20 protein-coding genes are annotated in these 19,932 nt (G+C 55.7%); 7 read left to right on the top strand and 13 right to left on the bottom strand.

The window, feature by feature from the left end:
* Positions 1-53: 53 nt before the first annotated feature.
* Positions 54-1,160 carry a glutamate 5-kinase gene (gene proB, locus ACZ1HF_RS03870; protein ID WP_472656264.1) on the bottom strand — a complete coding sequence of 369 codons (1,107 nt, stop codon included), beginning with the start codon at positions 1,158-1,160 and terminating at the stop codon, positions 54-56.
* Entirely contained in the window at positions 1,148-2,179 is a 1,032-nt protein-coding gene (gene obgE / locus ACZ1HF_RS03865; protein ID WP_472656263.1) for a GTPase ObgE, read from the bottom strand. The genes proB and obgE overlap by 13 nt, the downstream gene beginning before the upstream one ends.
* A gap of 423 nt (positions 2,180-2,602) precedes the next feature.
* Between obgE and ACZ1HF_RS03860 the strand changes: the two genes are divergently transcribed.
* From ACZ1HF_RS03860 to gluQRS, 3 genes are all read left to right on the top strand, one after another.
* Positions 2,603-3,310 carry a hypothetical protein gene (locus ACZ1HF_RS03860; RefSeq protein ID WP_472656262.1) on the top strand — a complete coding sequence of 236 codons (708 nt, stop codon included), beginning with the start codon at positions 2,603-2,605 and terminating at the stop codon, positions 3,308-3,310.
* Between the two features lie 111 nt (positions 3,311-3,421).
* Positions 3,422-4,774, top strand: a complete 1,353-nt coding sequence (gene trmFO, locus ACZ1HF_RS03855) for a methylenetetrahydrofolate--tRNA-(uracil(54)-C(5))-methyltransferase (FADH(2)-oxidizing) TrmFO (RefSeq protein ID WP_472656261.1) — start codon at positions 3,422-3,424, stop codon at positions 4,772-4,774.
* 3 nt (positions 4,775-4,777) lie between these two features.
* Complete coding sequence (gluQRS, locus tag ACZ1HF_RS03850) at positions 4,778-5,620, top strand: tRNA glutamyl-Q(34) synthetase GluQRS (RefSeq protein ID WP_472656260.1); 843 nt, start codon at positions 4,778-4,780, stop codon at positions 5,618-5,620.
* A 36-nt stretch (positions 5,621-5,656) separates the two neighbouring features.
* Here the strand turns inward: gluQRS and hisI are convergent, their stop codons facing one another.
* Entirely contained in the window at positions 5,657-6,016 is a 360-nt protein-coding gene (hisI, locus tag ACZ1HF_RS03845) for a phosphoribosyl-AMP cyclohydrolase (RefSeq protein ID WP_472656259.1), read from the bottom strand.
* 64 nt (positions 6,017-6,080) lie between these two features.
* On the opposite strand from hisI, the gene ACZ1HF_RS03840 reads away from it, so the two are divergent.
* Entirely contained in the window at positions 6,081-6,539 is a 459-nt protein-coding gene (locus tag ACZ1HF_RS03840; protein ID WP_472658974.1) for an iron-sulfur cluster assembly scaffold protein, read from the top strand.
* 169 nt (positions 6,540-6,708) lie between these two features.
* Here the strand turns inward: ACZ1HF_RS03840 and ACZ1HF_RS03835 are convergent, their stop codons facing one another.
* The 5 genes from ACZ1HF_RS03835 to sciP form a co-directional block, all read right to left on the bottom strand.
* Positions 6,709-6,831, bottom strand: coding sequence for a hypothetical protein (locus tag ACZ1HF_RS03835; RefSeq protein ID WP_472656258.1), 123 nt, complete (start codon positions 6,829-6,831; stop codon positions 6,709-6,711).
* A 100-nt stretch (positions 6,832-6,931) separates the two neighbouring features.
* On the bottom strand, positions 6,932-9,022 hold the full coding sequence (recG, locus tag ACZ1HF_RS03830) for an ATP-dependent DNA helicase RecG (RefSeq protein WP_472656257.1): 2,091 nt from the start codon (positions 9,020-9,022) through the stop codon (positions 6,932-6,934).
* 6 nt (positions 9,023-9,028) lie between these two features.
* Positions 9,029-11,173 (bottom strand): NAD-dependent DNA ligase LigA, encoded by a 2,145-nt coding sequence (gene ligA / locus ACZ1HF_RS03825; protein ID WP_472656256.1) that lies wholly within the window; start codon positions 11,171-11,173, stop codon positions 9,029-9,031.
* Positions 11,174-11,319: 146 nt separating this feature from the next.
* Entirely contained in the window at positions 11,320-12,039 is a 720-nt protein-coding gene (gene ctrA / locus ACZ1HF_RS03820; RefSeq protein ID WP_472656255.1) for a response regulator transcription factor CtrA, read from the bottom strand.
* 85 nt (positions 12,040-12,124) lie between these two features.
* On the bottom strand, positions 12,125-12,409 hold the full coding sequence (gene sciP, locus ACZ1HF_RS03815; protein ID WP_472656254.1) for a CtrA inhibitor SciP: 285 nt from the start codon (positions 12,407-12,409) through the stop codon (positions 12,125-12,127).
* A gap of 123 nt (positions 12,410-12,532) precedes the next feature.
* Here sciP and mnmA point away from each other — a divergent pair, with 123 nt between their 5' ends.
* Positions 12,533-13,681, top strand: coding sequence for a tRNA 2-thiouridine(34) synthase MnmA (gene mnmA, locus ACZ1HF_RS03810; protein ID WP_472656253.1), 1,149 nt, complete (start codon positions 12,533-12,535; stop codon positions 13,679-13,681).
* A 27-nt stretch (positions 13,682-13,708) separates the two neighbouring features.
* Here mnmA and ACZ1HF_RS03805 read toward each other — a convergent pair whose 3' ends face one another.
* Entirely contained in the window at positions 13,709-14,161 is a 453-nt protein-coding gene (locus ACZ1HF_RS03805; protein ID WP_472656252.1) for a type II toxin-antitoxin system RatA family toxin, read from the bottom strand.
* A gap of 64 nt (positions 14,162-14,225) precedes the next feature.
* On the opposite strand from ACZ1HF_RS03805, the gene hpt reads away from it, so the two are divergent.
* Entirely contained in the window at positions 14,226-14,762 is a 537-nt protein-coding gene (hpt, locus tag ACZ1HF_RS03800) for a hypoxanthine phosphoribosyltransferase (protein WP_472656251.1), read from the top strand.
* 90 nt (positions 14,763-14,852) lie between these two features.
* On the top strand, positions 14,853-16,511 hold the full coding sequence (locus ACZ1HF_RS03795; protein WP_472656250.1) for a phospholipase D-like domain-containing protein: 1,659 nt from the start codon (positions 14,853-14,855) through the stop codon (positions 16,509-16,511).
* A gap of 144 nt (positions 16,512-16,655) precedes the next feature.
* On the opposite strand, the gene ACZ1HF_RS03790 is transcribed toward ACZ1HF_RS03795, so the two are convergent.
* Genes ACZ1HF_RS03790 through pth form a run of 4 tightly spaced genes read right to left on the bottom strand, consistent with a single transcriptional unit; the run spans position 16,656 to position 19,921 of the window.
* Complete coding sequence (locus ACZ1HF_RS03790; RefSeq protein ID WP_472658973.1) at positions 16,656-17,036, bottom strand: DUF2237 family protein; 381 nt, start codon at positions 17,034-17,036, stop codon at positions 16,656-16,658.
* 49 nt (positions 17,037-17,085) lie between these two features.
* Positions 17,086-18,210 carry a serine hydrolase domain-containing protein gene (locus tag ACZ1HF_RS03785; RefSeq protein ID WP_472656249.1) on the bottom strand — a complete coding sequence of 375 codons (1,125 nt, stop codon included), beginning with the start codon at positions 18,208-18,210 and terminating at the stop codon, positions 17,086-17,088.
* Positions 18,207-19,241 (bottom strand): DUF2332 domain-containing protein, encoded by a 1,035-nt coding sequence (locus ACZ1HF_RS03780; protein WP_472656248.1) that lies wholly within the window; start codon positions 19,239-19,241, stop codon positions 18,207-18,209. Before ACZ1HF_RS03780 ends, ACZ1HF_RS03785 begins: the two co-directional genes overlap by 4 nt.
* Positions 19,238-19,921, bottom strand: a complete 684-nt coding sequence (gene pth / locus ACZ1HF_RS03775; RefSeq protein ID WP_472656247.1) for an aminoacyl-tRNA hydrolase — start codon at positions 19,919-19,921, stop codon at positions 19,238-19,240. Before pth ends, ACZ1HF_RS03780 begins: the two co-directional genes overlap by 4 nt.
* Positions 19,922-19,932: the final 11 nt, after the last annotated feature.

Raw genomic sequence — 19,932 nt, 5'->3', positions numbered from 1 at the left:
GTGGGCGGCACGCGACGCAGCAGAAATATCTGCACCGCGTCGAAACCCAGCGTCTACATCACCATATCGTCACGGTGAACAAGCGCGGCGCGACCGGGGTAGCCAAGGATATCTTCGATCTGGCTGGATTTGCATCCTTTAAGCAGCGTAGCCTCTTCCGAAGAATAGCGTGTCAGGCCGTTGGCAATGGTTGCCCCATCCGGGGTTTGCAGGGCCACAGGGTCGCCACGCCCAAAGCTGCCCTGTACCGTAACAACCCCCGCCGGAAGCAGGGATTTGCCCTGCCTCAGCGCGTCTGCGGCCCCGGCGTCAAGGATCAGTGTGCCTTGCGGCTTCATCGCGGCAATCCAGCGCTTGCGGGCGTGATGCGGTGTCTCTTGCGGCAAAAACCATGTCGCAGCGGTCTCGTCTTCAAGGTGTTTCAATGCGTGATCCGGCGCACCTTGCGTGATAACCAGAGCCGCCCCGCCCGCCATTGCGGTTTTGGCAGCCATGATTTTGGTTTTCATCCCACCTTTCGACAGACCCGTGCCCGCATCGCCTGCCATTGCCTCGATCCGGGGCGAGATTTCAGTGACCGTATCAATGCGCGTGGCCGCTGCATCCTCGACGGGGTTTGCGGTATAAAGCCCATCGACATCAGACAGCAATACGACAAGATCCGCACCCACCGTCACCGCGACCTGCGCGGCAAGGCGATCATTATCGCCATACCTGATTTCATCCGTGGCGATGGTATCGTTTTCATTCACAATCGGGACGGCACCAAGGCTAAGAAGCTGTTCCAAAGTTGCGCGGGAATTGAGGTAGCGCCTGCGGTCACGACTGTCTTCCAATGTCACAAGCACCTGTGCAGTGGTGATTTGATGCGGTGCCAGCGCATCCTCATAAGCGCGGGCCAGCCGGATTTGCCCAACCGCCGCTGCCGCCTGTAACTGCTCCAACGCAAGCGCCCCATTCGCCAGACCAAGCGCCCCGCGTCCCAAGGCGATCGAGCCCGAAGACACGATGATCACATCCTGCCCCCTGCCCTTCAACCGCGCCACATCCTCGGCCAAAGCTTTCAACCAAGCCTCGCGCAAAGCGCCCGTATTACGATCTACCAAAAGAGCAGAACCGATCTTTATGACAACGCGTTTGGCCCGGCTCAGGGATGCCATTGTTCTGGCTCTTCTTCCGCCGCACTCTGGCGGTCTTTCTTGATCTCGGACCTGAGCGCGCGCAGCACCTGATCCACCCCTTCGCGCGACACACCTGACATGGCATAGACATGGTCCCCGGTCGCCGCTTCAAGCGCACGTAAACGGTCTGCTTGTTCTTCATCCGACAGCGCATCGATCTTGTTAAGCGCCGTTACCCGTGGCTTATCAGCCAGATGTCCGCCATAGGCTTCCAGCTCTCCAATGATTGTCTCGTAATCAGAAACAATGCTTTCCGATGTCCCATCAACCAAATGCAACAGGACAGAGCACCGCTCTACATGGCCAAGAAAGCGGTCGCCGATACCGCGTCCCTCATGTGCGCCGGCGATCAGGCCCGGAATATCCGCAATCACGAATTCAGCATTGTCGATACCAACTACCCCCAAATTCGGATGCAAGGTGGTAAACGGATAATCCGCAATCTTGGGTCGTGCATTTGAGGTCGCTGCCAGAAAAGTTGATTTGCCTGCATTAGGCAGCCCCAGAAGCCCCGCATCAGCAATCAGTTTCAGCCGTAGCCAAATGGTCCTTTCGACCCCCGGTTGACCGGGATTGGCGCGGCGTGGGGCCTGATTGGTAGAAGACTTGAAATGCAGATTACCGAAGCCGCCATTGCCCCCCTTGGCCACGACAAATTGCTGCCCAACCTCGGTCATATCGGCCAGAACTGTTTCCTCACCTTCATCAAGCACTTCTGTCCCAACGGGAACACGTAGGACAATATCCTCACCATCTTTGCCGGTCCGCTGCTTGCCCATACCGGGCTGGCCGTTCTTGGCAAAGAAATGTTGCTGGTAGCGGAAATCGATCAGCGTATTGAGCCCGTCCACGACCTCGATCACAACGTCGCCGCCTGCCCCACCATCACCGCCATCGGGACCGCCATATTCGATATATTTCTCACGCCGAAAAGACACGGCTCCACCCCCGCCCGCGCCAGAGCGGATATAGACTTTGCACAGGTCGAGGAATTTCATAGGGGCACCGCGCGATTAACCGTTGCTGCGATAACGCGTATTGGCATGCGGCTCAAGCCCCTCGGCAAGATGGGTGGGGTTGGATTTGCGTCCGCCTGTTTTGGTTTTGCTCAAAGATAGATTTGAGATGACCCACGCTTCTGTACAATATTAGCGCGGCTTGTCAGCTTTGCGATTTTCGTTACATCACAAGTGGCTCACTTTTGGTTAATGTTCAAACAAAATCTAATCAGCATGCAGGTCTCTTTCCTTAGTCTGCGGTTCGAATAACTGCTATGCGCCGTTAGAAGTGTTAGAAAATATAAGAAACAAAGTTGTATTAACTTAATTATTGTGTCGAAATTATAATCCAATTCACTTGCCGAAACTGCTCAAAACCATTACAATCTCAACAATAATAAAAATATAAAAATTGAGGATATCATGCAAATAACCACAAAACTTTCTATTGTCTTTCTGTTGATGAGCACTGGCTTGGCAACGGCTCAGGGCTTCACTGGCGGCGATATTGAGCTGTCGTATTCTCAGCTGACAGATGAGTCCGATCTCAACAAAACGTCTTTCGAAGGTTCGTTTGAATATGGCTTCGGCGACAGCTTCGCCATCCAGGGTGATCTGGCGACACATTCTTTTGATACATCAGGCGTTGATGTGCTTACTGGCACAGTTCACGGTATCTATCACGCGTCTGAGCAACTGGCGTTTGGTGCATTCTACGGCATCGAAGATGTTGACGACGCTGGTGATGCAGAGTTCTACGGTCTCGAAGCGGCTTATGCATTCGACCGGTTCGATCTCGAAGGATATGTCGGGGATGTAGAAAGCGGCGACGGTACAATATTCGGCCTGCGCTCTGCCTACAGTTTCAATGATCGGATAGGTATTGATCTGGATTTTGACAGTCTGGACATAGATGTTGGTGCTGATGTGTCTACCCTGACACTCAGAGGCAACTATACGTTTGTTGATAATGCCATAATTTACGCAGAACTAGGTACAACAAATTTCGATATTGGCACAGCTGATACGGATGAAGCTTTCGTTGGCGTTGGCTTCAAGATCAACTTTGGCGACAAAGGTGGTGCAACCTTTGGTCGTCGAGGCATTCTTGATGTCTTTCCTGGGTCCTAAGTTTCTTTGGCCTACTGACCAGACAATCTGAAGCATGAATTGCCCGCCTGATTTTAAAATGCATAGGCGGGCAACCTTTCATATCTTTATAGCATGCACTAAACCGCAGCTATGACACAGGTTCTCAATATCATTGGCGGCGGAATGGCCGGATCCGAAGCGGCTTGGCAGGCGGCACATATGGGTGTGCAGGTGGTCATCCATGAAATGCGCCCCAAGGTCGTAACATTCGCACACAGAACTGGCAATCTGGGCGAAATGGTCTGCTCTAACTCCTTCAGATCCGATGATGATGAGCAGAACGCCGTGGGATTGCTGCATTGGGAAATGCGGCAGGCAGGCGGGCTGATCATGGCCTGCGCAGACAAACACGCCCTGCCCGCCGGTGGTGCCTTGGCCGTAGACCGCGATCCGTTTGCAGAAAGCGTCACTGCCGCGCTGACAGCGCATCCGAATATTCGCGTTAGCTATGACGAAATCACAGTGCTTCCGACCGAAGGCCATTGGATCATTGCCACGGGGCCCCTGACGTCCGGTGCACTGGCAGAGGCCATCGCGGCGGAAACAGGCCAAGACGCGCTTGCCTTTTTCGACGCCATCGCGCCGATCCTGTATTTCGACACGATCAACATGGAAAAAGCGTGGTTCCAGTCGCGCTATGACAAGGGCGACACCGAGGAAGAACGCACCGCCTATCTCAACTGCCCCATGGACCGCGACACCTACGAGCACTTCATCGACGCATTGCTCGCCGCAGAAAAGACTGAGTTTAAACCCGGCGAGACTGCGGGCTATTTCGACGGCTGCCTGCCCATCGAGGTCATGGCCGAGCGCGGTCGTGAAACCTTGCGCTTTGGTCCGATGAAGCCCGTGGGCCTGACCAACCCGCACCAACCTGACATCAAAGCCCATGCCATTGTGCAGCTGCGCCGTGATAACGCGCTTGGTACGCTTTACAATATCGTAGGCTTCCAGACAAAGATGAAATACGGCGCACAGAAAGAAGTGCTGCGGATGATCCCCGGCCTTGAAGATGCTGAATTTGCGCGCCTCGGCGGCATCCACCGAAACACATTTATCAACTCACCCACACTGCTTGACGATCAGATGCGCCTGAGATCAAAACCGCATCTGCGGTTTGCAGGCCAGCTTACGGGTGTTGAGGGCTATGTCGAAAGCGCTGCTATGGGTTTGCTTGCTGGTCGCTTTGCTGCGGCAGAAATTCTTGGGCACCCTACGCAGACCCCACCCCGCGAAACAGCTATGGGCGCGCTTGTCACGCATATCACCGGCGGGGCCGAGGCGAAGACCTTCCAGCCGATGAATGTCAATTTCGGCCTCTTCCCACCGGTCGATGCGAAAGGCGGGCGCCGCAATCGCAAGACCCGCTACAAGCTTTATACCGACCGCGCCAAAGCGGCATGGGCAAATTGGTTGGAAGGGATCACGGAAGGCGCGGCATAAAACATGCGCACGCGCTTTGCCCCTTCCCCGACCGGGCCGCTACATCTGGGCCACGCCTATTCGGCAATGCTGGCCTATGACATGGCGATGGCGCAAGGTGGGAAGTTCCTGTTGCGCATTGAGGATATCGACCAATCCCGCGCACGCCCTGAATGGGAAGCGCAGATTTACGATGATCTGAAATGGCTGGGACTGCATTGGCCCAAGCCGGTGATGCGACAATCCGAGCGCTTCGCATCCTATGACCAAGCGCTTGCCCATCTGTCAAAGCGCGGTCTGCTTTATCCCTGTTCCTGCACCCGGTCCGACATCACCGCAGCCCTATCCGCCCCGCAGGAAGGGGCAATGCCATTAGACCCGGATGGCCTGATCTACCCCGGCACCTGCCGCAATAGAAAAATGACAACGCGGCAGCCCGGTGATGCAGTAAGGCTCAACATGCGCGCGGCACTTGGTGTAATGGATAGCCTGCATTTTTATGAAACGGGGTCATCCAATGCGGGCCTGAGACAGATCAGCCCTGACGGTTTGATCGACGGCGTCGGCGACATTGTTCTTGGGCGCAAAGAAACGGAAACAGCCGCTTACCATTTGGCCGTTGTGATAGATGATGCGGCGCAAGGCATCACCCATGTCATCCGCGGGCAGGATTTGTTCGAGGCCACAAATATTCATGTTGTGTTGCAAAAGCTGCTTGGCTTGCCCACGCCGATCTACCACCATCACAAGCTGATCCGTGACGCGGCTGGCAAACGCTTGGCGAAACGCGATGATGCACGTGCTATCGCGAAATATCGCGCAGACGGGCTGTCGCCTGACGACATTCGCAAGCATGTCGGGCTCTGAAACCGTTCACTTTTGGGTGTGGCCCGTCCGGGGGCGCTACTTTTCGGGTGCGAAAAGTTCTACCTCTTCGCCGGTTTTGACGGATGTATAGAAACAGTTCCGCCGGTTGGTGTGGCAGGCAGGTCCTGTTTGACGCACGATGGCCAGCAGACAATCACGGTCACAATCCACACGCAAATCAATCAATTCCTGTGTATGGCCACTGGTGGCACCCTTAACCCAAAGCTCAGAACGTGAACGAGACCAATAGGTTACGCGTCGTGTTTCAAGTGTTTTTACGACAGCCTCAGCATTCATCCAGGCCAGCATCAGCACATCACCGCTATGCTCATCCTGAGCCACAACTGGCAGCAACCCTTGATCATTATACCTCAAAGTCTCAGGATCGAAGCTCATGGTTGTTTCCCTTTTGCATTCTGCGCCAACAGGTTTATCTATGGGAATAACAAGAATTGGAACCCTGATGAGCGACACGGACCTTATAAAACTCTATTCCGGTCAGATCCTTGCATTGGCAGCGGATATCCCCCTGACCACGCGGTTGGCAGAACCGGACGTTACGGTCAAACGCCGCTCGCCACTGTGCGGCTCTACAGTTACGGTGGACATTGAGTTGGACGATACAGGGCGCATTGCCGCCTTTGGTCAGGACGTGAAGGCCTGCGCCTTGGGTCAGGCAGCCGCATCTGTGGTGGGAAGCGCAATTATTGGTTGCACACTCAGCGAAGTCGAAACAGCGCGTGACCAACTTAAAGCGATGTTGAAATCGGACGGCCCTGCCCCGGATGCCCCGTTTGATGGATTAAAAGTTCTGTTACCCGCAAAAGATTATAAGAACCGCCATGCATCTATCATGCTGGCGCTTGACGCGACTTTAGAGGCGATGTGTCAGGTTCAGGCCTCTGCGTCCTGCCAATAAAAAAGCCGCCGTGTCGGCATAACACGGCGGCCAGTTAGCTAGTCTGGGAAGTCAACGCAGCCGGGGTTCTGAGGCAACCGGCACCAGGCGGGGAACCTGAGCGTTATCATCAGGTCGAAACGGGAAAAACGACCTATCACTTCAACGGGATCAGACAGCAGGCAGTAACTTAAACAAAACTCGGCAAATGAAGAGCAACAGCCATGATGATGGCGATGGCAGCAATACCAACAGCATCCTGAAACAAAATCCTTGGCGACCGGGTCATGATAGTTCTGAGATCATCGATCATGTTAAGTTCCTCATCTCTTTGTTGTCACTTTGTTCTCATAATGGTTAACGGATGTAAAGAACTTTTTGAGAACATTTGTGAACTTTTTAGGATTTTGAGACTAACCGATTGAAATCAAACGGATCGCTTTATCCTGTTCCATTAACCATAACAGAATACGCGCCGCCTGCCCGCGGGGGGTCTCAAGGCTCGCATCATCGGCCATCAGCTTGCGCGCATCACTTTGCGCGACCGCCATCAGCGATGTCTGGCGTTCCAGATCGGCAATGCGGAACCGCGGCAAACCACTTTGCGCTGTCCCAATCAGATCCCCGGCCCCCCGTATGGCAAGATCTTCTTCTGAAATACGAAACCCATCCTCGGTTTCGCGCAGAATATTAAGCCTGCGCCGCGCAGTCTCGGACAGGGGTGCCTGATAGAGCAGCAAACAGGTCGATGCCCCCTCGCCCCGCCCGACGCGCCCCCGAAGCTGGTGCAGTTGTGCTAGACCGAAACCCTCGGCCCGTTCAATCACCATAATCGTGGCATTCGGGACATTCACGCCCACCTCGATCACCGTCGTCGCAACCAAAACCTTTGTCTCGCCCGCGACAAACCCCGCCATGGCCGCATCTTTTTCTGCGGGCGGCATCTGACCATGCACCAGCCCCACAACCCCCTCCCCCAAAGCGGCGCGCAGGCGTTTGAAGCGATCTTCGGCGGCGGTTTTGTCACTGACCTCGCTTTCTTCGACCAGCGGACAGACCCAATAGGCCTGCCGCCCCTCGGCAATCACACCACGCAGCTTTTCAACTACCTCGTCCATACGCGATGTGGGAACAACAGCGGTGGTCACAGGTTTGCGCCCCGGCGGTTTCTCATCCAGGACCGAGACATCCATATCGCCATATTGCGCCAAGGCCAGACTGCGTGGAATAGGCGTCGCAGTCATCACCAGAACATCCACAGCTTCGCCCTTGGCCCCCAGTTCAAACCGTTGGCGCACGCCGAACCGATGCTGCTCATCCACCACTGCAAGGCGCAGATCGGCAAAGACCACGTCCTTCTGAAACACCGCATGGGTCCCTACCAGAACGTGGATATCGCCCTTTGCCAAAGCCTCCAGCTTTGCAGCGCGTTCGCCCCCTTTATCGCGACCCGTCAGCAGCGTAAGGACAATGCCCGCATCCTCGGCCAGTGGTTGCAGGCTTTCCAGATGTTGGCGCGCCAGAATTTCCGTCGGGGCCATCATGACCCCCTGCCCGCCCGCCTCAACCGCTGTCAGCAGCGCCATGAACGCCACCAGTGTCTTGCCTGCGCCCACATCCCCCTGCAACAGGCGGTTCATGCGGATCGGAGCCGCCATATCCGCCGCTATTTCGCCAATCGCGCGTTCCTGTGCGTGGGTCGGCCTGTACGGCAAAGCAGACAAAACTTTCGACTGATACTTACCCGTGGCAACACTTGCCACGCCGCGTTTGACACGCACGGATTGGCGCGCCAACGCAAGGGTCAACTGATGGGCAAACATCTCGTCATAGGCAAGCCTTGCACGGGCCGGATGTAACGGCGCCAAATCAGCTTGGACGACCGGCTCATGGGCTTGTCGGATCGCCATATGCCAATCCGGCCAGCTTTCCTTGGCCTTTTGCGCAGGGTCTATCCATTCGTCCAAAGGCTTGACCCGATCCAATGCCGACTGTGCCGCTTTGAAGATCACCTTCTGGGTCAGCCCATGGGTTAACGGGTAGACCGGCTCAAACGCGGGGATTTCATCCGCGCGTACAACAGGCTGCATATAATCGGGGTGGACCATCTGAGCCATGTTATCGAACATCTCGACCTTGCCCGAGATGACCCGGCGCTGACCCGTCGGCAGCTGTTTTTTCAGATAATCTTGATGGGCATGGAAAAATACCAGCCGAAATTCGGTTTGTGCGTCGCGGACATGCACGTGATAGGGCTTGCCCTTACTGCGAGGCGGGACATGCATGCCAATCTCGACCTCAACGGTGACGGTCGCAGGCAAGACCACATCCCGGATCGAGCTGCGCGGTTGCCGGTCAATACCGGAATGCGGCAGGGTGAACAGCAGGTCACGCGGTTTTTCGATATCCATATGCGCGAATAATTTCGCGGTTTTGTCGCCCACACCCTCCAGTACGGTCAGGTCCGTAAAAAGCGGAAACAGAATTTCTGGACGGCCTGCCATAGCGATCTATGCGTCGCCAATCAAAGCCAGCCAGGCGTCTTCATCAATCAAGTCTACCCCCAATTCTTCAGCCTTTTTCGCTTTTGACCCCGCGCCGGGCCCTGCGACCACCAGATCGGTGCGCGCTGAAACAGAGCCTGAGACCTTAGCCCCCATCGCTTCGGCACGCGCTTTCGCCTCGGACCGGGTCATCTTTTCCAATGTGCCGGTGAACACAACTGTTTTGCCCGCAACTGGGCTGTCTTTTGCCGCTAGTGCCGCCACATCGCTAATCTGAAGCTGCGCAACCAGCCGGTTGATTGACGCGCGCTCCGCCTCTTGCGCAAAAGCTCCGACAAGGGACGCCGCCATGACAGCGCCGACACCGTCAATGCTGATCAGATCGTCCCATGCCACGCCTTCCAGCGGGGCCGCATTGTCCACCGCAGCCACAAATGCCGACCAACTGCCATAATGGGTCGCAAGCAACGTCGACGCACTTTCGCCCACATGGCGGATACCCAGGGCGAAAATCACCCGGTTCAGGGGGATTTTACGCTTCTCGTCAATCGCATCAAACAGGTTTGCCGCGGATTTCTCGCCCCAACCTTCGCGGTTTTTCAATTGTTGCAAACCTTCGCTGAACCTGTCGCGCAGGGTAAAGATATCCGCTGGCTCCTTGAACCAACAGTCCGTATAGAACTGCTCGACCTGTTTGGCGCCCAGCCCTTCGATGTCAAACGCAGCGCGGCTTACAAAATGTTTCAACTTCTCAACGGCTTGCGCCGGACAGATCAAGCCGCCCGTGCAGCGACGCACGGCATCGCCTGGCTCCCGCACAGCGTCAGAGCCGCATTCTGGGCATGTGGTAGGGAATTCGTAAGCTTGCGCGTTATCGGGGCGTTTGCTCAGATCGACATCCGCCACTTTCGGGATCACATCGCCTGCGCGGTAAACCTGCACCCAATCACCCGCACGAATGTCCTTGCCATCCCGGATGATATTTCCCTTCGAGTCCCGCCCCGCGATGTAATCCTCGTTATGCAACGTCGCGTTTGACACGACGACACCACCAACGGTCACAGGCTGTAACCGCGCAACGGGGGACAAGGCACCTGTGCGCCCGACCTGAATTTCGATAGCATCCAGCCGGGTCCAGGCCAGTTCGGCGGCGAATTTATGCGCAATCGCCCAACGCGGTGTGCTGGAGCGAAACCCAAGCCTGCGCTGCAAACCCAAGTCATTTACTTTGTAAACCACCCCGTCAATGTCATAGCCAAGCGTCGCGCGCTGCTGCTCTATCCGTTCGTAATGAGCGATCATTTCATTTGTACCACTGCAAAGCTGTGTCAGCGGATTGATCGTGAATCCAAGGAAGCCCAAGCGTTCAATTGCGCCTATCTGCGTGTCCGACAGTGGCTCGGATAGCGCCCCCCAAGCATAAGCGAAAAAGCTGAGCGGGCGGGATTTAGTAATTGTCGCGTCCAACTGGCGCAATGATCCTGCCGCAGCGTTGCGCGGATTGGCGAAAGTTTTGCCGCCAGCTTCAGCCTGACGTGCATTCAGGTCTGCGAAATCCTGATGAGACATATAAACCTCGCCCCGGACTTCCAGCACTTTGGGGGCGGCAGACAGATGTTGTTGAATTGTCGGGATCATCCGGGCATTAGCGGTGACGTTTTCACCAACCTCACCATCACCGCGGGTGACCGCATGGATCAACTGCCCGTCCTCATATCGCAAAGATAGGGACAGACCATCGATCTTAGGCTCCGCTGTGTATGACAGAGGGTCCTCAGCGGTCAGGCCCAGATATTTGCGAATACGCGCGTCAAATTCGACAACGTCATCTGCACTGAATGCGTTGCCAAGCGACAGCATGCGGATTTCGTGACGAATTTTCGAGAACCCTTCCGCAAGCGGCCCGCCAACTTGATCAGATGGGCTATCGGCCCGTTTCAGTTCAGGAAACCGGGCCTCGATAGCAGTATTGCGCCGCTTGAACGCATCATACTCCGCATCGCTGATCTCGGGCTGGTCTTTGGTGTGATAGGCCTCATTCGCCTGCGCCAAGATTTGCGCCAGGCGCGCAAGCTCGGCTGTGGCTTGTGTGCGGGTAAGTGCATCTACATCCACATCATCCGTGTGGTTTTGTGTATCATTGTCTGACATGGCGCACCCCTGACGATCCCGACCTATGTGATATGGCCCCTTGTATGGATCGTCCAGATGCGGCTGGTGAAATAATGCGCAGCGGCAGGGATCGAAACGGATACGAAAGACCCCGTATCAAACCCTTCAAGGCGCCGCGCTAAATATCAGCCATTGACAGCCATCGCCGGCGCGCGACCGCGCAAACCCGGTTGTGGATCACGCAGAACGTAGCCACGACCCCAGACAGTCTCGATATGATTTTCGCCACCAGTTGCTGTTGCCAGCTTCTTGCGAAGCTTGCAGATGAAGACGTCAATGATTTTCAACTCAGGCTCATCCATGCCGCCATAAAGGTGGTTGAGAAACATTTCCTTGGTCAGCGTTGTGCCTTTGCGCAAGCTGAGCAGTTCCAGCATCTGATATTCCTTGCCGGTCAGATGTACGGGCTTGCCGTCAACATCTACTGTCTTGGCATCAAGGTTCACAGCAATGCTGCCGGTATTGATGATGGATTGCGAATGTCCCTTTGAGCGACGAATGATCGCGTGGATCTGCGCGACAAGCTCTTCGCGATGGAACGGCTTGGTCATGTAATCATCGGCACCAAACCCAAAGCCTTTCAGCTTGTTTTCAGTGTCGTCCGAACCGCTCAGGATCAGGATTGGTGTTTCGACCCGTGCCATCCGCAACTGGCGCAGAACCTCATGCCCGGTCATATCCGGCAGGTTCAGGTCCAGCAGGATCAGGTCGTAATCATAGAGCTTGGCAAGGTCGACACCTTCTTCGCCCAGATCGGTTGCATAAACATTTAAATTAGCGTGTGTAAGCATCATCGAGATCGATTTTGCTGTGGTAGGATCATCCTCAACCAGTAGTACGCGCATGTTATTTTCTCCAGTAAGGCCCCGCGATATGTTTACCGTGGGTTTAAAAGGTTAATTTGAAATTACCTTCTGGATAAAAGTTAATTCAGGCTTCATTCTGACGATAATGTTGCAATGCTGTGGTTTTCAAACCTTGCACCCCATGCTGTGAAACCGCGTCTCGCCAGCTTTCGAATTCTTCTTCGGACAGGCCATAGATTTCGCAGGCTTCCTTCATGCTAAGCAGCTGTGCATCAACACCGCGAACGACCGCAGCCTTGCGGCTTGCGACCCAGCGCCGGGTGTTTGGATCAGGCAGATCAGCGCGGCTTAGCGCGGTTCCGTCAGAAAGAGTAACGACACGCGGGCCATCAGGACGTTTGAGATACATATTGCTATTCCATGGTTGCCTTTTGACACTATATGCCTGCAATAGCCTTAAAGAGGCGTGAACCTGCGTCTTGAGAATAGCTAAGATTTTCCTATATTTCGATCGATCAGGATCGAGGACATTATGGCGCTGGACTGGACAGATGGAAAACTGAATTCGCTGGGCTTTGCCAAAGCCCCGGCTGACACGCGTGTTGTCGTCGCCATGTCGGGCGGCGTGGATAGCTCTGTTGTTGCAGCTGAACTTGCGCAGGAAGGCTATGATGTTGTCGGTGTCACCTTACAACTTTATGACCACGGCGCGGCACTTGCCAAGAAAGGCGCATGCTGCGCGGGCCGCGACATACATGACGCACGCCGGGTCGCGGAAACGATGGGGTTCCCCCATTACGTGCTCGACTATGAAAACATCTTCAAGGATGCGGTGATCGATGAATTCGCAGATAGCTACCTTGCAGGGGCAACGCCTGTGCCCTGTATCCGTTGCAATGAGCGTGTGAAATTCAAAGATCTTCTGGAAACCGCGAAAGACCTTGACGCGGATTGCATGGCCACGGGGCACTACATTCAGCGTAAATCGGGTGCGCAGGGGCCAGAGTTGCATTCCGCCGCTGATGCCAATCGCGACCAAAGCTATTTTCTGTTCTCAACCACGCCCGAGCAACTGTCTTACCTGCGTTTCCCGTTAGGGCATCTTGCCTCCAAGGCCGAGACGCGGGCATTGGCTGCAAAACACGGGCTGCCGGTTGCCGACAAACCTGACAGTCAGGACATCTGTTTTGTGCCAAACGGCAATTACGCCTCCGTCATTGAAAAACTGCGCCCCGGCGCGGGGGAGCCGGGGGATATCGTCGATATGGATGGCACCGTTCTGGGCCAGCATGAAGGGGTGATCCACTACACGGTCGGGCAGCGACGTGGCCTTGGTATCGGCGGGTTGGTCGAGCCGCTTTATGTCGTCAAATTGGACGTGGACACCAAGCGTGTGATCGTTGGCACCAAAGACGCGCTGGCAACACGCGTCATTCCGGTGCGCGAAATCAACTGGCTGGGCGATGCGCCGTTTGAAAGTCAAAGCGAATGGCATATGGGCGTCAAAGTCCGCTCGACCCGGCCACCAGCGCCTGCGATCATCCGGCCTTTAACGCCAACCACAGCCGAGATCGAATTGCTTACCCCAGAGGAAGGCGTGTCGCCAGGTCAGGCCTGTGTGTTCTATGACGATGCAAGCACGCGGATTTTTGGCGGCGGCTGGATTTGGCGCGGGTATTGAAGAACTTTGCGATAAAACCCGGTCCCATTATTGCGCGCCATATAGCGCCTTTGCCCGCGCTTCGAAAGCTCTGACGACCCGTTGCATGGCCTCGTTAAACACAACGCCAATGACGCCTTGCAGAATGCGGGACTTGAATTCGAAGTCGACAAAGAAGTCGACCTCTGAGCCACCGTCTGGGTTATCCACGAAAGACCAGGTGCTTTTGAGATATTTGAACGGCCCATCCAGATAGTGGGTGTCGATCTTGCGCTCGTCAGGATGCAGGATCACGCGACTGCCAAAGCGTTCCCGGAAGACCTTGAAGCTGATCACCAGATCAGCCTCCATCACCTCACTTGCCCCTTCAGCGCGGCGCGATCTTATACGCGCAGCAGAGCACCAAGGCAGGAATTCAGGATACTTGTCCACATCAGCGACCAAATCATACATCTGATCAGCCGTATAAGGCAGCTTTCGATTTTCAGTATGGGTGGGCATCAGTTTCCTATCGTGATTTGGCGCGTCATTAGTTAGAAAAGCAAAGAAAGTTCAAGAGGGTTTCATGTCTCATCCCCCATATGTCATTGACGAAATGATTTCGGCCAAAGCAATTGCCGCCCGGATCGAAAGTCTGGCCCGAGAAATCGGCACCCATTTCGCAGGCACGGACAAGCTGGTGGTAGTCGGACTTTTACGCGGATCCTTCGTGTTCATTGCGGATCTTGTCCGGGAATTGGACTTACCGGTTGAAGTCGATTTCCTTGAGGCATCAAGTTACGGTGACGGGATGGAAAGCTCGCGCGAAGTGCGCATCCTGAAAGACCTGCGCGGCGAGATCGGCAACCGCGATGTACTGGTCGTTGAAGATATTGTGGACACGGGTTTTACGCTTAGCCACGTGATCCGCCTTCTTGAAAGCCGAGGCCCCGCGCGGATGGAAACGATTGCCCTGCTTGACAAGCCATCGCGGCGGGAAGTTGACGTCAAAGCCACATGGACCGGCTTTGAAATCCCAGATGAATTCGTCGTGGGCTACGGTATCGACTACGCCCAACGAAACCGCAATCTGCCCTATATCGGAAAAGTCAGGTTTACGTAAGCCACCGAACAGCGCTGTTACGAGCGTCACAAAGCCTGCATCAAATCTGTGCTATAGTCCAACCAGAACAGCTTGGACAGGATAGTAGCAATGCGCGTTTCCCAAAGCTCTGGCCCGCTGAAGGTTCATATCGTGGCAGGCACTTATGTTGTGATGATGGGCTGGCACCTACCGAAATCTGCTTGTAACGACCTGCTGGGGTTTGCTCTGCACCGCACTGACCATACCGAGGATGAGGCCGCCTATCTGCGCGCCCAGAAAACCTTTGCCGAAACTGATCCGGGGTTGCGTCCAGGCAGCCAGAATTCCACCCGTGATCACCCGATTCAGTCCTTCCAATGGTCCGATTACAGCACTAAACCCGGCCATCGCTATACCTACCGCATTATCGCCCTGAAAGGGACGCCAAACGACCTTGAGGTGTTTGAACAGGTCAGCCTCGACGTTCTGACCGAAGACCCGGAAACCGGCGATCATGACATCTATTTCAACCGGGGCATCGCGGCATCACAAGCCTATGCGCGTCGCTTCGGCAATTGCCCACCCGAGGACGTGCCGAACAACAAAGCGTTTGAATGGTTGTCGCGTGGTTTGTTTGAGGCAATGACGGATTTTGTCGAAAATTGCGAGGCCGGACGGCACGCCCTGCGCATCGCAGCATATGAGCTGCATTACGCCCCGTTTCTGGAGGTGGTCAAAGCAGCGGCAGATCGGGGCGTTGACATAGAAATCGTTTATGACGGCCGCCGCGACTTCCCGCGCGACGACAATAGGCTGGCGTTACAAGCCGCAGGCCTTGGCGGTTTAGCCCATGAGCGGACACAGCCCAAAAGCTACATTCAGCACAACAAATTCATGGTCAAACTTGAGAATGATCAACCCGTGGCGGTCTGGACCGGCGGGACGAATTTCTCGGAAGGGGGAATATTCGGTCAATCCAATGTGGCCCATGTGGTTGAAGATACAGACATTGCGCAAGCTTTTCTCGACTACTGGCAACTCTTGAAAGATGACGTGCCAAGCGGGCCAACCAAGGATCAGGTCGAGGCGTTAACACCCTTGCCTACTGGCCCCCCAACGCCAGGGACAAGCATAATTTTCAGCCCTCGTCGCAACGCAGATGCACTTGCATGGTACGCAGAACAAGCCAAAGCAGCGCAGGACGGGTTGATGATGACCTTTGCATTCGGCATGAACGACGTCTTCAAGGATGTCTACCGATCCGCAGACGCCCCCTTCCGACTGGCGCTTCTGGAACGCAAGACCCGGCCCATGCGCAAGGGCCCTGCGCGCGATGCCGAGGAAGCTGCGATACAGGCCCTGCGCAACCAGCCCGAGAACACATTTGCCATCGGCAACTTCATCCGCACCAACAAGATTGACGGCTGGGTAAAGGAACGTCTGACTGGGCTGAACAGCCATGTCCGGTTTGTTCATAACAAGTTCATGCTGATCGACCCGCTTGGGGATGATCCGGTCGTGATTGCGGGTTCTGCCAATTTTTCGGATGCCTCTGTCCGGCGTAATGATGAGAACATGGTGATCACGCGCGGCAACCTACGCGTGGCCGACATTTATCTGGGCGAATTCATGCGGCTCTACACGCACCACGCTTTCCGTGAGTCCCTGACCTTCCAGCGGCGTGGGCCGCCAAAGCACTTGCGGACTGATAATTGGTGGCAGGATTACTTTGGCACAACCCCAAGGTCCACCAGACGCCGCTTTTTCGCGCGTGTCACAGAGGATTGAGACGAGATCGCCTAACTAAGACCTTAGAGCGTCATCCATTTAATCTGCCTTTTGTTCGACAGTTCTTGTTTTGCTTCCGTCATTGCCCTTGCGCAAGCACAGGACTGGAAAGAAACGCAAATGTTAACAGACAGACAAATCGTTTCATGACTTTCCCTCGATGTCATACAGTTTCAAAACCTCTAGCGGCACAATATCAAGCGCACGCTGGTGGGTGGCAGCCAGATTGACGTTTGGGGCCGCGCCTTCCTCATGGGCTTGCAGGAACCGCGCGGCGCACAGGCACCAGTGGTCGCCGGGTTTAAGCCCTGCAAAGCGATATTGCGGCATCGGTGTGGACAGATCATTGCCCAGATATTTGGACAGGGCCAGAAATTCAGCCGTCATGACTGCGCAGACGGTATGACTGCCCTGATCCTGCGCGCAGGTATCACAGGACCCATTACGAAAGAACCCTGTCATGGGCTCCAGAGAACAGGGTTGCAACGCTTGTCCCAGCACATTGATAGAGGGGGCTTTGTCTATCGGTCTACTCCTTCAAATCCTGCGCAATCAGGCGAAAGATTTCCACATCCTAGTCCGCGACACCGGGCGCGCGGAAATTTCGGTCTGCGGCATTTACGGTGATCACGACGCCAGCTTGCTTATCTATATAGATATATTGCCCGTAAATACCACGCGCCATCACCTCGCCGCCGGGCGAGCCTTTTGGGATCCACCATTGATACCCATAACCAATTGCGCCGGGTTGCGTCGGCGCAGTTGCAGCGGTTGATGCCAGCACCCAATCCGATGGGACAATCTGCTGGCCATTCCAGTATCCGTCCTGTGCGATCATCTGGCCAAACCGTGCATAATCACGGCTGGTCACGTTCAAACCACCCAACACGAATGCCACACCTTCGCCATCGGTCAGGTAATAGGGCGATTGTTCCAGCCCCATTGGGACGATGATCTTTTCGGACAGAAGATCGGGGATGGTGCGCCCGGTCGCTCCACGGATCACCATGCTGATCACATGGGTATCGATCGAGACATAACGCCATGCTGCGCCCGGCTCTGCCCATGTTCTGTTCTGCCCGGCGGCGAACCCGTCCATCGAGGCCCCAAGCGCCAGAACGCGCCCCATGCGATTTATGTCTGAATGGAAATCCAGATAATCCTCGTTGAATTCCACACCGCTAGCCATATTCAGCACATTGCGGATGGTGGCTTTGTCATAGGCCGACCCTGCCAATGCAGGGACATATTTCGTCACGGGGTCATCAAGCGATGTGATTGCGCCTTCCGCCATCACAATCCCAAACAGGGCGGATAAATAGCTTTTCGCCATAGACCAAGAGATGCGCCGGTCTTCAGGCTCGGTGCCAAGGAAGTAATCTTCGAAGACGATGTTGCCGTCTTTCAGAAGGATCAGCCCTGTTACATCGCGGTCCTTGATCCATTGCGCAACCTCTGGGGGCAAGGTGTAGGGCGGGCCTTCGGGCAGCGGGCTGACGGGGCCCGCACCTCGCGGAACGTCCCGGGCCAGAAAAGCGCTATCCATGTGAGAGAAGTTCGCAACGATCCGGTCCTCGGCGAACAGGCTGTTAACGGCCAGTAAGCGCGTGATTTCTTCCCGTTTCCAGATACCTGCGGCAAGGACGATCACCGCCAGCACAGCAAAGATGCGCAGAAACCATTTGAAAAATCTTCTCATTCCGATGCTTCCCAGCTGACCCAACGACCGTGGAAATCAATCCGGCCAAAGGTGATGTGATGATCCCCCGGCCACAGACGCATGGTCAGGGCCGCACCGCAGGGAATATCGTCAGCCTCCATCCCCAGCCATGCTATTGGAGCGTCAGGTGTGGCGACGTCCCCCGCAGCCTCAATCAGGGTCCGGCACCTGTTCTGCACAGCTTGCGGAAAATACTGCCACGCGACCGTGTGATAAATCAGATGTATGGCACCGGGGCGCGGGGTGGACAGGCGCTGTTGCAGCCAGTCGGCAGCGTCACTGCGATCCACCGGAGCAGCGGCAACCGCAATTGCAGCATCGGTCAGCGCCTTACGGTCAGGTTGGTCGGGCCAAAGATAGGCACGCAGGCGTAACTGGTCCTCGGGGTTTTGTGGGTTGAGCGGGTTCAGATCAACGCCTCGCCTGTCTCGAATGCTTATCGGCGCGTCAACAGGGGCGGCCCCTGTCCAGTCTGGCGCGAGTGTCAGCGCAGGGGTATCGGGGCCGAACCGCATATCGCCCAGGCTTAAAGCGAATTGGTCAAACATCAGGTTTAGCCCCGCGCTTGCGCCTAATTCCGACAGATCAAAAGGCAGGCCCAATCGCGCAGACAACCACATGGCTGCGGGTATCAGACCAGCGGACCGGCGCACCTCATTTGTCTGCGGCGGGCTGTCGAGCCAGTGCATCAGATGCGCCTCGTGGGTAACAAAAGCATCACTGACGGCCTGCCAAAGCGCGTCATCGGAAACTTCATGCGGTGGGTAGGCCTGCAGCAGCGCGGGCGCGGCCCCGGTCAGCACCAACGCATGGAGCGCGCCCGCAAGACGTAACGGTACGCTATGCCCTTTCGCGGAAACATCGCCGTCCCATGCAAACAGACGATCCGTCACGGCAGTGCCTGATATCATCCGGTCCGCGCAAAGCGCCATTAGCCGCCCCATAAAAGGAGAACCCAAACTGGCGCAGACCTGCGCTTGATGTGTGAAGGCCTGCTGCAAACGGCTCATTTGAACCGGTCCATCAGTTTTTGCAAAGGCGTTCGGGTATCCTCTTCCGCCGCCGAGGTCATTTCTTGCGCGGGCTCGGGTTTTGGTTTCGCGGGTGAGATGGATGACCGGGCCGGCGCTACCCGCCGTGCGACCGCGTTCAGGAACCTGCCCGTGTCACCGCCCACAAGATCTTTTACACCGTCACTGACCCCACGCAGTACATCCTCCAACCAGTCCGCATCTGCCTTGGGGAAATCCTGCAACACATAGTGCGGCACGGCATCCTTGTGACCCGGATGACCAACCCCCATGCGAACGCGGTGGTAGTCCGGTCCGATATGGTTATGGATCGAGCGCAAGCCGTTATGCCCTGCATGTCCGCCACCGGTCTTGCAGCGCAACTTTGCCGGGGCAAGGTCGATTTCGTCATGAAACACTGTGACCTGCGCCGGCGTCAGCTTGTAATAGCGCATCGCTTCGCCAACAGATTGACCAGACAGGTTCATGAATGTCTCGGGCTTGAGCAAGATCACCTTGTCGGGCCCCAGAGGTGCCTCGGTCATACTGCCCTGAAACTTGCCGTGCCACGGGGGAAACCCGTGATCTGCCGCAATCCGGTCCAAGGCCATAAACCCAATATTGTGCCGATTATGCGCGTATTTCGCGCCGGGATTGCCCAGACCTACAAAAAGTTTCAATGCTTGCCTTT

The sequence above is a fragment of the Litoreibacter sp. GN1-5 genome, from assembly GCF_055693805.1.
This window is presented reverse-complemented; position numbering and strand designations above follow the sequence as displayed.